At 59.4% G+C, this 13299-nt stretch carries 12 protein-coding genes; 2 read left to right on the forward strand and 10 right to left on the reverse strand.

Annotation, left to right across the window (positions count from 1 at the left end; all coding sequences use genetic code 11):
• Nucleotides 1-3: 3 nt before the first annotated feature.
• From AB4N64_RS05660 to AB4N64_RS05680, 5 genes are all read right to left on the reverse strand, one after another.
• Nucleotides 4-1539: a hypothetical protein gene (locus AB4N64_RS05660; RefSeq protein WP_460122714.1), complete on the reverse strand. Its 1536-nt coding sequence runs from the start codon at nucleotides 1537-1539 to the stop codon at nucleotides 4-6.
• 149 nt (nucleotides 1540-1688) lie between these two features.
• On the reverse strand, nucleotides 1689-4943 hold the full coding sequence (locus tag AB4N64_RS05665) for a calcium-binding protein (protein WP_460122716.1): 3255 nt from the start codon (nucleotides 4941-4943) through the stop codon (nucleotides 1689-1691).
• A gap of 158 nt (nucleotides 4944-5101) precedes the next feature.
• Complete coding sequence (locus tag AB4N64_RS05670) at nucleotides 5102-5731, reverse strand: LysE family translocator (protein WP_460122718.1); 630 nt, start codon at nucleotides 5729-5731, stop codon at nucleotides 5102-5104.
• Nucleotides 5732-5799: 68 nt separating this feature from the next.
• The gene (locus tag AB4N64_RS05675) at nucleotides 5800-7149 is read right to left on the reverse strand and encodes an NCS2 family permease (RefSeq protein ID WP_460122720.1); all 1350 of its coding nucleotides are present in this window, start codon (nucleotides 7147-7149) and stop codon (nucleotides 5800-5802) included.
• A gap of 322 nt (nucleotides 7150-7471) precedes the next feature.
• A complete protein-coding gene (locus AB4N64_RS05680) occupies nucleotides 7472-7918 on the reverse strand; it encodes a MarR family winged helix-turn-helix transcriptional regulator (RefSeq protein WP_460122722.1) in 447 nt (148 codons plus the stop codon).
• Nucleotides 7919-8000: 82 nt separating this feature from the next.
• Between AB4N64_RS05680 and AB4N64_RS05685 the strand changes: the two genes are divergently transcribed.
• Nucleotides 8001-9167 carry an aminotransferase-like domain-containing protein gene (locus AB4N64_RS05685; protein WP_460122724.1) on the forward strand — a complete coding sequence of 389 codons (1167 nt, stop codon included), beginning with the start codon at nucleotides 8001-8003 and terminating at the stop codon, nucleotides 9165-9167.
• 149 nt (nucleotides 9168-9316) lie between these two features.
• Here the strand turns inward: AB4N64_RS05685 and AB4N64_RS05690 are convergent, their stop codons facing one another.
• The 5 genes from AB4N64_RS05690 to AB4N64_RS05710 form a co-directional block, all read right to left on the reverse strand.
• Entirely contained in the window at nucleotides 9317-9688 is a 372-nt protein-coding gene (locus tag AB4N64_RS05690; protein ID WP_192304296.1) for a glutathione S-transferase N-terminal domain-containing protein, read from the reverse strand.
• 101 nt (nucleotides 9689-9789) lie between these two features.
• Nucleotides 9790-10335 (reverse strand): GTP cyclohydrolase I FolE, encoded by a 546-nt coding sequence (folE, locus tag AB4N64_RS05695; RefSeq protein WP_192304294.1) that lies wholly within the window; start codon nucleotides 10333-10335, stop codon nucleotides 9790-9792.
• A gap of 77 nt (nucleotides 10336-10412) precedes the next feature.
• Nucleotides 10413-10970: a Smr/MutS family protein gene (locus AB4N64_RS05700; protein WP_460122726.1), complete on the reverse strand. Its 558-nt coding sequence runs from the start codon at nucleotides 10968-10970 to the stop codon at nucleotides 10413-10415.
• An 88-nt stretch (nucleotides 10971-11058) separates the two neighbouring features.
• On the reverse strand, nucleotides 11059-11379 hold the full coding sequence (locus AB4N64_RS05705; RefSeq protein ID WP_460122728.1) for a hypothetical protein: 321 nt from the start codon (nucleotides 11377-11379) through the stop codon (nucleotides 11059-11061).
• 131 nt (nucleotides 11380-11510) lie between these two features.
• The gene (locus tag AB4N64_RS05710; RefSeq protein WP_460122730.1) at nucleotides 11511-12101 is read right to left on the reverse strand and encodes a cysteine hydrolase family protein; all 591 of its coding nucleotides are present in this window, start codon (nucleotides 12099-12101) and stop codon (nucleotides 11511-11513) included.
• Between the two features lie 239 nt (nucleotides 12102-12340).
• Here AB4N64_RS05710 and prmB point away from each other — a divergent pair, with 239 nt between their 5' ends.
• Nucleotides 12341-13249 carry a 50S ribosomal protein L3 N(5)-glutamine methyltransferase gene (prmB, locus tag AB4N64_RS05715; protein WP_460122732.1) on the forward strand — a complete coding sequence of 303 codons (909 nt, stop codon included), beginning with the start codon at nucleotides 12341-12343 and terminating at the stop codon, nucleotides 13247-13249.
• The last annotated feature ends 50 nt before the right edge of the window (nucleotides 13250-13299 follow it).

Below are 13299 nucleotides of genomic sequence, written 5' to 3' on the forward strand. Positions count from 1 at the left end.
TGATCAGCCTTCCCTGATCAGGAATACCGATTCAAATCCTGTTGCCGTCACTTGGGAACCGCCCAGCAGCCACATCACCTTGTTCTGGTCATAGGCTGTGCGCAGTCTGTCCCGCGCGGCCTCGCCGATACGCAATGTCAGGTGTGGATCGGAAAGCTCGGCGCCGGATGGCGTGATTTGTTTGATGGAGTCTCCATTGACGCGCCCCAGTTTGAGGAAGAACACCCAGTCATGGTTGGGGCGGGTGAACACCAGCGTCGGTCCCTGGTGTTCGTTGGACAATGGAAATACCTCGTAGCCATTGCGCACGAGCACGTCGCTGACCAGCCGCTTGAGGTTCAAATTGGACGGGTCGTTGACGAAGGTATTCCACTGCTCGGGGAACCGATTGGGGTCGAAGTCCAGTCGGCGCAGGGTTGCGCTGGACGCTTCGGGCAGCTGTGTGACCCAACCATTGCCCGGTTTTCTCGCAATGGTGGGCAGCATCAGCAGCGGGTCGGCCAGATCCGTTCGAGGCAGGCGCACGCGAGTGGGGCTGGCCCAGTTGCGATAAGTCTGCTTCATCGTCGACAGGCCCAGTGCGTTAATCACCGGGGAATGGTTGGCCAGGTTGAATACCGTTCTGGCGACGGTGGTCACGGAGGCGTCCGACAAGTCCTTGAACGTTTCGACGACAGATGCCTTCAGGCTTTTCTCGAAAGGCAGGCTGCTTTCCAGTACTTCCCAGACGCCATCTCGTTTCAACGCCCAGCGTGGTTGCAATGTCGGGTCCGTACGCAGCATGTGCTCGAATTCATCAAAGCGCGAAGGTGCAAACCGCGGGTTTTGCAGATAAGCGATGTGGGTGAGCTCCGGCGAGCCGTTGGGCACCACCGGGTAGTGAAGCCCATTGATTTCCACTGACTCTGCGGCCAACGGTTTTGTCTCGCTCCCCCAGTTTCGCCAAAGGGTTGGAGAAAGATCCAGGGCAGAGGCGGTGCCCACCCGCAAGTCGGCGGCCAAGGCTTCGGCGTCGGATGAATCGCTGTCCAGGCGAGGTCGCTTGCGGCTGCTCGGTCCAGGTTGTTCGTCCGTGGTTTTTCGGCGCCAGAAGGCAGTGTCTGCAACCCGTTCTAGCAGAGGTCCCGAGGCGTCCAGTTCGTTGATCACGGCCGCCCGGTATTCGCCGTCGGCGCCACGTCGTACGAGGGTAACCCCTTCATTTTCGATTTCGGCGTATACCCTGCGCCTGTTGCCGTAGCGTAATCCGTCGGCCAGGGGCGCAGACAAGCCGTTGACCAGGAAGGAAGGCACAAAGGTGATGTCGGCCGTCGAATGGGTAGAACTGGAGACAACGTCGTCGACAGCCTGCACATCCGCAACCTCGACGTGCGGCTGACGCGGGGTGTTGCCAGGCTCAGCGTCGGGGAGCCTGTTTCCTGATGTGCCGGTCGGGGCATCGGGCAAGCGCCCAGGCAAATAGGCGTCCGGCAGTTCGCGGCGCGGTGTTGTGCCGTCGTCCGGTGTATGGGGTCTTGGGACTTTTCTTGGGGGTTTCATTTAATGATTCCATTCATAAATAAAGAACACGTCAATAGGGTGGCGAATTCAAGTCATGCGCCTGAATGGCACGCACTTAATATCGCTTGGTTCTTGAAGTGACGAGCGATAACTATGTATCGCGTGGGCTGTTCGATGACGAGAAAATATTACGAAGATGGTTCTGTGTATAGGTAAACTTGTTCAAATATCAAGTCGACCACATAACGGACGCCGGCCCGACTGATGACGTAAATTTGCTCAACAGGTATGTCTTCGCTGGGATAATCCGGAAGGTAAACGATCGTGCGTCCTATCAGCAGTTTATTCCCGATGAATTTGATGTTCGCCGGAACGACCGAGTTCATGTGAAATAACCAGGTGGACGCATTGGACATCTTTTTCATGGCGTCTGGCGTGGAAATCCGCAGCACCGAATCTGCCTGAGGATATACCAAATAGACTGAGCCCTGGCCTTCCAGCGAGGTCACGGTACGCTGGGCTTGGGCGGGGAGGTGCACGCGTTGTTTACGCGTTTTCAGCACAATGGCCCGGCTCTCTTCGGGCTTTATCAGCAGATACTGGCCTGCGCGTCTCTCGAGCATCAATTGGCCGTCCATTTGCTTGAAGCCGGGGTTTTTCACGTCATCCGCGTAGTTGGGCGCCGGCAATTTTATTTGATAGGAGACGCCATCGCTCAGTATCAAGTTGATCGGATGATTCAATGCCAGACCTTGTACCCTGTAAGGGGTGTCGCGCACATTTGTATAGGCAGTGGACGCCGTGGAGATCAAGTCTTTGAATTCGACTGACTTATCGCCAAATTTTAACGTCAGATTAAAGTCGCCGTAGTTCAAGTAGTGATTGCCGTTACGCGCGTTGACTTCAACGAAGTAAGTCGCTTCGGCGATGGTAAGTTCCCCGCTGCTGCAATCGATATGAATAGTGCCCAGTCTCTTTTCATCTTTTTTTGTAATCTTGAAGAGGCTGTTGCCAAGGTCGCGATCAATGAAATAGTGCGAGTGTTTATCGGGTGCCAGGTCGTGTTCAGCGGCGGTGATGATCAACGGGGCGGCAAGCTTGCCTTTCGCCAAAATCAACACGTTGATGCTCTGTTCGCCATCGCCCGTCAATTCGGGGGGGAAGTCCGGGGTCAGTTGAAATCCGTCTACGGTAATGAACCGCAGCTTTTGCTCCTGGAATACGCGTCGGCCTGCCTCCTTCTTGTAGAGGTCCTTGATGATCAGCGTTTGCTCCGGCCACTCGCCGTTCTTGCCACACAGCGATGAGACCACCAGGGAGTTGTCGTTGATCGACCATTTCTGAATGTTCTCAAATGGCCAGTCCATGATGATCACGCTGTCTTCCTGCGGATCTTCGGTGATGATGATCGTGCCGCTTTTGTGGGCCACATAGTATTGGTCCTTGCCGACGCCGCCTGTGGCCTGGCCATAGCCGCCCATCAGGTACACCGTGTCATCGCCTGCGCCGGCTTCTATCTGGTCATGGCCTCTGGCAATGATGCGATTGGCCAGGCTCGAGCCTTTGACAACGCTTTTGGCGCCGGCCAGCGTTTCTACGTTTTCGAAACTTTCCAGAAGGGTGTGAATGGCGCTAGCACCTGCCTGGCCCAGCAGTTCGACCCGCCCGGCATCCAGGTCGAAGCCCCAGCCTTCGTGAAGTGTTGTATCGCGGCTGTCCAGTTGGCCCTGAAGGACCAGCGTGTCGTTGCCTTTTCCGCCGGCGAGAACGACCCGCGCGCCTGCGGGCGCAGCGTCCTTGAGCGCCTGGGCGGCACCCTCGAACAGGAATCGGTCGTCTTTTTCGCCCCCGGTCAGGTGTTTGATGCCGCTGCCGAAACTGAAATGGTTGGCCTTTTTTTCCACACCCATCACGGTGTCCTTTCCACCTCCCAGCAGCCACAGCGTGGCCTTCGAATCACCCACCGTGCCTTTCACCACCCCGCCAAGCTCGGGCGGGACGCCCCAGCGGGCGTCAATCGTATCGTTGGCATCCACGACCGACGGCAGCTTGATTTCCCTGGACGATACTGATTCGCGGCCCTGGGCATCCTGCTCGAACCAGAACACCTGCTCGGCCTTGAGATCGACAGTGAACCTGCCGTTGACGATGGCTTCGATGCTGTCCTTCATGTCGCCATCCAGCCATCGGCGGGCCCGGCTGGTGAGACTCTTCGAATAGTGGTCGGTGGTGACCGCAATGCTGTAGCGATCCTGAACGTCCTGCGGCGGCTTCTGGCCGATGAATACCAGAAATCCGGTGATCAGGCGTTCATCGATGCTCAGGTCGATGTAGTCGTCGATGTCGTCCACCTGGCGAACGGCGTTATAGATCTGCGAGCCCACGATCAGGATAGCCGCCGCGGCAATGCCCACCGGCCCGGCGTGGGCGAAACCTGCAAGGGCGGCCGTGCCGAGGATCAGGGTCAACGCCGCGCTGGTCAAGCTCATGCCGGCGGCAACGTAATGATCCAGGGCCTGCTTGCCGGTGGTCCGGGACGCGTCATTCAACGCCTTGACCGCAAAGTAGACGTCGAAGGGAAGCGTCAGCGCGCCAGCGATCAAGCCCGCCGAACGCGATAGATACAGGCCGAACTGGGTTCTGGCAAAGCCCTGGTAGATCTGTGCGCTGTGTTCAATCAGCGACTGTGCGGTCTTGACCAGGCCCCGTTCGATGATCAGCGAACCCACTTCGGTCACCACCGCGCCGGCATTGATGGCCGCTTCGGTGGAGTCGCCGCGCTTGAGGGCATCGTTGATGCCCATCAAGCCGCTGTAGATGCCGTAGGCCTGGAGGCCAACGCCCATGCTGTTCACCACTTTGCTCTTTTGCCGGTCGACCCAGCCGGGGACATTCTCGGGCAGGCGAGTGTCGCGGATCTCCAGCTTCTGGGCGGCTCGCACCAGTCGGTCGATCTTTGGTCCATGGGGGCCTTGCGACTCTGTCAGCAGGGGCGCGGCGTTGACCGAGCGGTGGGTGGCAATCTCGAACAGCAGGGTGGGGATGGTGTAGTGACCGGCATTGCCGGTCGCCCACATGCGACTTTCAACATCGGTAGCGTTCAGTTGCAGGCCATCGATGAACGCTTGAGGGGTGTGACGGAAATTGCTGTTGCCAATGTCCAGTGCAGCGCCGTCCACGGTGGCATTGAGCAGGTGCAGCTCCTCGCGAGTGACCGTGAAATGGCCCAGGGTGATGGGGCCGTAGTAGTGGTCCAGGGCGCGCAGCACCCGTTCGCGTTTGCGCGCGGAGCGGGGCGGAGGGTCTTGCGCGGCAGAGGCGCCGTCGCTGCGAATGAAGTCGTGGACTTCCTTGTCGGTGGTCGCTTCGGCCGGCGGTTCGGCGTCCACGATTTTTACTGCGTCGTAGCCAAATTCATCGACGGTTGGAATAGCTTGAGCCATTGGGGCTTCCTTGTTGGGCGTGGATAGGAGGCCCGAACTCTAGGGAAGCGAGAGGAGAGTAAAGCGATAACTATGTAGTGCATCTGTTTCGGCGAATTGCGGTATATACGGGTGCGCGCCCACCCCGGCGCGCGTGTCGCCAGGGTGGGGCGTGGCAGTCAGTGTCCGCTCAGCAGCGAGGCGCCACCGGCACCGCCGAACAGGCCGGCACTGATGCGGTTGAACCAGCTCTGGCCCTTGCCCGAGCGCAAGTACTGGGCTGCGCCGTGGGCGCCGAGGCCGTAGGCGAGCTTGCACAGCAGGTCCAGCACCGTCCAGGTGGCGATCATCACCAGCAGTTGGGGCAGCAACGGTTGCTCGGCGCTGAGGAACTGCGGCAGGAACGCGGCAAAAAACAGGATGTCCTTGGGGTTACTGGCCCCCAGCATGAAGGCGCGCCCAAACAGCGCCCGAAAGCGCGGCACGGCAGCGACCTGGGGCACCTCGGCGCCATGGGACGGCTGGCGGGATTGCTGCCAGCTTTGCCAGGCGAGATAGAACAGGTACAGCGCGCCGACGATTTTCAGCGCACTGAACAGTTGTTCCGAGGCCAGCAGCAAGGCACCCAGCCCCAACGCCGAGGCGCTGAGCAGGCAGATCGAAGCGCTCACGCCGCCGAGGAAGGCCGGGTACGAGCGGCGCAGGCCAAAATTCAGACTGTTGCTGATCATCAGCAAGGACAGCGGTCCCGGGATCAGGATCACCACCCATGCAGCGCCCGTGAACAGCAGCCAGGTTTCCAGACTCATTACTTTGCTCCTCATGCACAAAAGCCTCACCCGACGGGGTGAGGCTGTTTTTTGAAATCCTTTTTCGCTTACAGGAAGATGAACTTGGCGATGAAGATCGCGCAGAGCACCCACAGGCTGACGGAAATTTCCTTGTATTTGCCAGTGCCCGCCTTCAGCGCCACGTAGGTGATGAAACCCAGGGCGATGCCGTCAGCCACCGAGAATGTCAGCGGCATCATGATCGCCGTGACAATCGCTGGAATGCTATCGGTCGCTTCGTCCCATTCGATGTGCGCCATGCCGCCCATCATCAACATTGCCACGTAAATCAACGCGCCGGCGGTGGCATAGGCGGGAATCATGCCAGCCAGCGGGGCGAAGAACATCGCCGCGATGAACAGCAGGCCCACGGTGACAGCCGTCAGGCCTGTGCGACCACCGGCCGCTACGCCTGCCGCACTTTCAACGTAACTGGTCACGGGTGGCACACCGACCACGGCACCGAACACGCTGGAGGCGCTGTCAGCTTTCATCGCCCGGGACAGGTTCTCGATGCGTCCATCAGGGTTCACCAGGTTGGCGCGCTGGGCAACGCCCATCAGGGTGCCTGCGGTGTCGAACATGTGCACGAACAGGAAAGCCAGCACCACGCTGATCATGCTGACGTTGAACACGCCGGCGACATCCATGGCCATCCAGGTCGGTGCCAGGCTTGGCGGCGCCGACATGATCCCTTCGTAATGCACAATGCCCAGGCCCCAGCCGGCCAGCGTCACGGTGATGATGCTGATGAGGATGGCGCCGAACACTTTGTGGTAGCTGAGCACGGCAATCATCAAAAAGCAGATGGCTGCCAGCAGCGGGCCGGGTTCGCGCAGGGAGCCGAGCTTGATCAGGGTGGCCGGGCTATCGACGACGATGCCCGCAGTTTTCAGGCCAATCAGCCCCAGGAACAGTCCCACACCGGCGCCCATGGCATAGCGCAGGCTGACAGGAATGCTGTTGAGCAACCATTCGCGGATCCGCGAGAACGTCAGGATCATGAACAGCACACCCGAGACGAATACCGCGCCAAGGGCGGTTTCCCAGTTGTAGCCCATGGTGCCAACCACGGTGTAGGTGAAGAAGGCGTTGAGGCCCATGCCCGGTGCCAGGCCGACCGGCCAGTTGGCGTACAGGCCCATCAGCAGGCAACCGAGCGCGGCCGCGATGCAGGTGGCGACGAAAGCCGCGCCATGATCGATCCCGGCGTCGGCCATGATGTTGGGGTTGACGAAAATGATGTAGGCCATGGTGATGAAGGTGGTCAGACCGGCAATCAACTCGGTCTTCACCGTGGTGCCATGCAAGGAGAGTTTGAAGATGCGCTCCAGCCAGCCATTGCGTAATGGCGGCGAGAGTTCCAGCGTCGAAGCTTCGGATTTGCGGCTTTCCACAGCGAGTACTCCTCAAGAGTTTTATTGTTATTTCCGGGACCGGACCCATGAGGGTGGCGGCGCCCTTTGAGGCATTCGCGAATTTGTTGACTGCTTGGTCAGGAACTCGCACGCAGTGGATTATGCTTTTGTATACAAATAAAGCAAATAATGTTTTTGATTTTGTCGACGAAATTTGTGGCGATAGGGATATATCGCTCTTGAGGACGCCATCGCGGGCAAGCCCGCTCCTACACTGGACGGTGTCGCGCCACAATCCCTGTAGGAGCGGGCTTGCCCACGATGAGGCCCTCTAAGCCTGCAAAAAAACAAAGTCGATCGCTTATTCCGCCACCCCCTGACTCCTCCCCAACCCCAGATTCACCGCCAGCCAGCCATTCACCGCCGCCTCCCCAGCCTCGGCAAATACCCGCTCCAGCAACTTCACCTGTTCACGCCGCAGTGCCTGTTCGAATTTCGCTCCGTCCACGGTCAGCTCCAGCAGGCGTTTGCGCTTGTCGGTCTCGCTGGCCACGCTGTTGACCAGGTTCATCTCCACCAATTGGCGCAGCGGAATGTTCAACGCCTGCTTGGTGACGCCCAGCAATGCCAGCAATTCCTTGACGCTGAGGTTCGGGTAACGGGCGATGAAAAACACGATGCGCTGATGCACCCGACTCAAGCCACGACGCTCGAGCATTTCGTCGGCTTTGGCGGTGAACGCCTGATAGCCGAAGAAGAACGCCTCCATGGCCTGTTGTTGAGACGCAGGATTTTTAAGGTCAATCATGTTGACGTATCCGTTCGGGTTGTCGTAATTTCGGTCAACAAGTTTGACTCATTTGCCTCTGGCCTCGCTACCGGTGACTCCCATGCCATTTTCCGAACGTGTCTCGCGTCTCAAAAGTTCTCTCATCCGCGAAATCCTCGCGGCGGCACAACGTCCGCAAGTGATGTCGTTCGCCGGTGGCTTGCCAGCCGAGGCGATGTTGCCGAAGGTGGAGTGGGATGACATGCCTGTGAACATTGGCCAATACGGCATGAGCGAAGGGGAGCCGGCCTTGCGCGAGGCGCTGGCGGCGCAGGCCCGGGCCTTGGGTGTGCCGTGCGAGGCGAGCCAGGTGCTGGTGGTCAGTGGTTCGCAGCAGACCCTAGACCTGGCGGCCAAGCTCTACATCGATAAAGGCACCGAAATACTCCTGGAAGCGCCGACCTACCTGGCCGCGTTGCAGATCTTCCAGCTGTTTGGCGCCGACTGCATCACCGTGCCGCAAGAGGCGGACGGGCCGGACCTGGTGGCGTTGCGCAGTCGCCTGGAAAAGCACCGACCTGCGTTCATCTACCTGATCCCGACTTTCCAGAACCCTTCGGCGGTGCGTTACAGCGAGGCCAAGCGTGATGCGGTCGCCGCGTTGCTGGATGAGTTCAACGTTACCCTGATCGAAGACGAGCCCTACCGCGAGCTGACATTCGATGGCGGCAGCGCCACGCCGATTGTCAGTCGATTGAAAACAACCAGCTGGATCTACACCGGCACCGTCTCCAAAACCTTGCTGCCAGGGCTGCGCGTGGGCTACCTGATCGCCAGCCCGGACCTGTTTCCACACCTGCTCAAGCTCAAGCAATCGGCGGACTTGCACACCAACCGTATTGGCCAGTGGCAGGCCCTGCAGTGGATCGGTTCAGAGAAATACCAGCAGCACCTGAGCGAGTTGCGGGACTTCTATCGGGTACGTCGGGATGCTTTTGAAGTCGCGCTGCAAACGCACTTCGCTGACCTGGCTGACTGGAATGTGCCTCAAGGTGGGCTGTTTTTCTGGCTGACGCTCAAGCAGCCGCTGGACACGCGAACCTTGCTACAGGCTGCATTGGCGGCGGATGTGGCGTTCATGCCGGGGGAGCCGTTTTTCCCTGAGCCTGATAGGCATCATGGGCACCTGCGGCTGAACTTCAGTCATATCGAACCGGCGCGGTTGGGGGAGGGGCTCAGGCGGTTGGCAGAGGTGGTGCGGCAGGCGCAGGCGGCTGAGGCGGCTTGATGGAGGAGTAAAAAACCGGCCAGTTGGGCCGGTTTTTTTATTGGCGATGTCTTTGCCGGCCTCATCGCGAGCAAGCTCGCTCCTACAGGGGGTCGGTGTCTGTAGGCGCGAGCTTGCTCGCGATGGCGTCAGTCCATTCAGCAAAAAAATCAGACTGCAGCAAACCGCTTGTCCAGGTAATCAATGATCACCTTGGACTCATACATCCAGGTCGTCTGCCCATTTTCTTCGATGCGCAGGCACGGGACCTTGATCTTGCCGCCCTGTTCCAGCAGCGTCTGGCGATCCTGTTCGTTGTTCTTCGCATCGCGCAAGGCCACCGGTACGTTCAGGCGGCGCAGGGTGCGACGGGTTTTCACGCAGAACGGGCAGGCGTGGAACTGATAGAGGGTCAGGTCCCTGGCCGCCGCTTCGACCTGGGCCTGGGCGGCGGCGGGGCGCTGCTTCTTGCCTGGGCGGGTGATGAAGTCGATGAAGATGATCAGTTGGCCGAGGCCGACACGAAGTGCTTTGACGAACACGAGACAAGCCTCACGGGGGCGAAAGAAGGCGCGCAGCTTACCTGATTTTCGCTGACGAAAAAAAACCGGCGATGAGCGCCGGTTTTTTTCGTGCAATCGAATTACTTGATCAGGCTGAGGAATTCGCTGCGAGTGGCCGCATTTTCGCGGAACTCACCGAGCATCACCGAGGTGATCATCGACGAGTTCTGCTTCTCGACACCGCGCATCATCATGCACATGTGCTTGGCCTCGATCACCACTGCAACGCCCAGGGCGCCGGTGACCTGCTGGACCGCATCGGCGATCTGGCGGCTAAGGTTTTCCTGGATCTGCAGGCGGCGGGCGTACATGTCGACGATCCGGGCGACCTTCGACAGGCCCAGCACCTTGCCGCTCGGGATGTAGGCAACGTGGGCCTTGCCGATGAATGGCAACAGATGGTGTTCGCACAACGAGTACAACTCGATGTCCTTGACCAGCACCATTTCACTGTTGTCGGAGCTGAACAAGGCACCATTGGTGACTTCTTCGAGCGTCTGCTCATACCCGCGGCAGAGGTACTTCATGGCTTTGGCGGCACGTTTTGGCGTGTCGAGCAGGCCTTCGCGGGAGACGTCCTCGCCGAGTTGGCCGAGGATCTCGGTGTAATTCTGTTCCAGGGACATGAAACTACCTGTGGGATTTTACGCAAAGGGCAAGGGTACGGTGGCAAACACGGCGCTGCAAGCTTGTCGCAACGGCTTTATTCGTCGCGGCCTTCCATCATGGTGCGTTTGAGCATTACATAAACGGCTCCAGCGCCGCCATGCCTGGCCTGGCACGAGGTGAAACCCAGTACCTGTGGGTGCTGGCGCAGCCAGGTGTTGACGTGACTCTTGATCATCGGACGCTTGCCATCCAGGCGCACGGCCTTGCCATGGGTGACGCGCACGCAACGCACTTCCAGTTTCGTCGCTTCGGCCAGGAATGCCCACAAGGTTTCCCGGGCCTTTTCCACGCTCATGCCATGCAGGTCGAGGCTGCCTTCAAACGCAATCTGCCCGACCTTGAGCTTGCGCATCTGGCTTTCCTGCACACCGTCGCGGGCCCACAGCAACTCGTCTTCGGGGCCGACGTCGATCACGAACTGATCGGACAGGCCATCAACGGTAGTGTCATTGGTACGCACGGTGGCGGCCTGGCGCAGCTTGGCAATCTGTGCGCGGTCAGCCTTGGGTTTGCCGGTTTCGGCGCGGTCGTGCTTGATCGGCTTGACGCCTTGGATCGCACTTTTGAACAGGGAAAAATCGTCGTCTTGCATGTCAGCCTCCGCGAAGGGCGGCCAGTTTACCCAAGTCCAGGGGTGATCGATAACAATTGCGGCCTGCCTATCAGCCCAGGCCGTCAATTCAGTCGTGTTTTTTCATCAGGTGGGGCGACATGTTCAGCTCGCGGGATTGGCGCGCGCGGCGACGGCAACGACGCCACAACCACACGCCCAGGTAGAGCACGAACAAACCAATCGCCAGGATAATCGCCGAGCCCAGCGGGCTGGCGTTCAGTTCGCCGAGTGCCGGCGGGCGGCCCAGCAAACTGGCGGAGCCGGCCATCGCCAGCAACACCCCGCAGGTGGCCAGCAGGGCAGCGAACGCTGCGCCTATTCGAAAACGCCAGTTGCTTTGGCCTTTGGGCCGCAGGCGGCGTGCGTCAAAACCATCGGATAACTTCATTCCGACCTTCCTCAATGGGTATCGGCCCTTCGACCGGAAGTTGACCGGGATGTTCCTGAGGCTATGACAATTACGGCTAACGGGCCGCATTTGCGGATGAGCGGCGGCATAAACCGCTCATTGGGCGTCGATCAGATCAGATCGTGAGTGATGGCCAGGGTGGCGAAGTTGTCCGCCATGATTGCCATTTCGGTTTGTTGAACGTGGTCAGCGCTCAACACGCCGCCCTTGTAGGGCAAATCGCGGGTGGCGCAGGCGTCTTCCACGAGGGTGCAACGAAAGCCCAGGTTCTTCGCGGCACGCACGGTGGTGCTGACGCTGGAGTGGCTCATGAACCCACACACGATCAGGTCCAGCGAACCGAGATTCTGCAAGCGTTCGAGCAGTTCGGTACCGTGGAACGCGCTCGGCAACAGTTTGCCGATGATGGTTTCGTCGGCCAGCGGCTCCAGGCCCGGGATGAATTCGCCGCGCTCGCCTTGCGGGTCGAACAGGCCACCGACGGTGCCAAGGTGGCGCACATGCACGATGGGGCGGCCAGCGGCACGGGCAGCGGTGACCAGTTGCTTGATGTTCGCGACGGCAGCATCCATGCCGCTCAGGGCCAGGGGGCCGCTAAGGTATTCTTTCTGGGCATCGATGATCACAAGCGTCGCATGACTCAGATTGGCGGCTGCATAACCGCGACCACTGAGTTGAAACATCGTTTTTGGAACGGACATTCTGGGGCTCCTTCGGGTGGGGCTTTTGCGACATTGTCCTCTGGCTGAGCGCTTCTGTGAATCGCTACCATCGCAAGGTACGTCGTTGCTGGCTTACAGCGTTGTCAAGATCCTCGTTTTGTTCAAGGGGCAGCACGAAAAATGGATGAGTCCTACACAGGTACTCATGTTTTTCCTGCGTCGTCGTCGTGCGTTTTGGCTGTTAGAATCACGGGTCGTATTTTCTGGAGTTTACCGCTGTGATCACTTCCCGACTTCGTACCCTGCGTGACCATATCCGTTGGGCCGTCAGCCGCTTCCAAGGGGAGGATCTGTTTTTCGGCCATGGCACCGACAACGCCTGGGACGAAGCCCGTCAACTGGTGTTGGGCGCCTTGCACTTGCCGTGGGAGATTTCTGATGCCTACCTCGATTGCAATCTCGAGGACGATGAGTTGGTACGTCTGCAGCGCATGCTCAAGCGTCGTATCGAAGAACGAATTCCCACTGCCTATCTGTTGGGCGAGGCCTGGTTCTGCGGCCTTCCTTTCATTGTCGACGAGCGTGTGCTCATCCCGCGTTCACCGATCGGCGAGCTGATCGAAAAGCAATTCAGCCCCTGGCTCGGTGCCGAACCGGCGCGCATCCTCGACCTGTGCACCGGTTCCGGCTGTATCGGCATCGCCTGCGCCTACGAGTTCCAGAACGCGGAAGTCGTTCTCGCCGACCTGTCGTTCGAGGCACTGGAGGTGGCCAACCGCAACATTGAGCGCCACGGCGTCGACGAGCGGGTGTACACGGTTCAAGGCGATGGCTTCGATGGCTTGCCGGGGCAACGTTTCGACCTGATCGTGTCGAATCCTCCCTACGTCGATGCGGAAGATTTCGCCGACATGCCTCAGGAATACCAGCACGAACCCGAGCTGGGCCTGGCCTGCGGCGATGACGGTTTGAACCTGGTACGACGCATGCTCGCCCAGGCGGGTGAGCATCTGACCGAGAAGGGCTTGCTGATTGTCGAAGTGGGCAACAGTCAGGTTCACGTCGAGGCGTTGTACCCGGAAGTCGACTTCGCCTGGCTCGATTTCCAGCGCGGCGGGCATGGCGTGTTCATGTTGACGGCGCAGCAGTGCCGGGATCATCAGGCGTTGTTCGCTTCGCGCGTTTGACCCAGGCTCGCTTCTGCAGAAAGCAGAGCCGCGCTCTAAAGGACGACGCA

The organism is Pseudomonas sp. S2_C03, from assembly GCF_054668405.1.

Bases quoted from the DNA above. Each gene is read 5' to 3' on its own strand.
- AB4N64_RS05700 (WP_460122726.1), bottom strand. From the start codon at position 10,970: ATGCAAGACGACGATTTTTCCCTGTTCAAAAGTGCGATCCAAGGCGTC.
- AB4N64_RS05670 (WP_460122718.1), bottom strand. From the start codon at position 5,731: ATGAGTCTGGAAACCTGGCTGCTGTTCACGGGCGCTGCATGGGTGGTG.
- AB4N64_RS05685 (WP_460122724.1), top strand. From the start codon at position 8,001: ATGCCATTTTCCGAACGTGTCTCGCGTCTCAAAAGTTCTCTCATCCGC.
- AB4N64_RS05660 (WP_460122714.1), bottom strand. From the start codon at position 1,539: ATGAAACCCCCAAGAAAAGTCCCAAGACCCCATACACCGGACGACGGC.
- AB4N64_RS05680 (WP_460122722.1), bottom strand. From the start codon at position 7,918: ATGATTGACCTTAAAAATCCTGCGTCTCAACAACAGGCCATGGAGGCG.
- AB4N64_RS05710 (WP_460122730.1), bottom strand. From the start codon at position 12,101: ATGTCCGTTCCAAAAACGATGTTTCAACTCAGTGGTCGCGGTTATGCA.
- AB4N64_RS05705 (WP_460122728.1), bottom strand. From the start codon at position 11,379: ATGAAGTTATCCGATGGTTTTGACGCACGCCGCCTGCGGCCCAAAGGC.
- folE (WP_192304294.1), bottom strand. From the start codon at position 10,335: ATGTCCCTGGAACAGAATTACACCGAGATCCTCGGCCAACTCGGCGAG.
- AB4N64_RS05665 (WP_460122716.1), bottom strand. From the start codon at position 4,943: ATGGCTCAAGCTATTCCAACCGTCGATGAATTTGGCTACGACGCAGTA.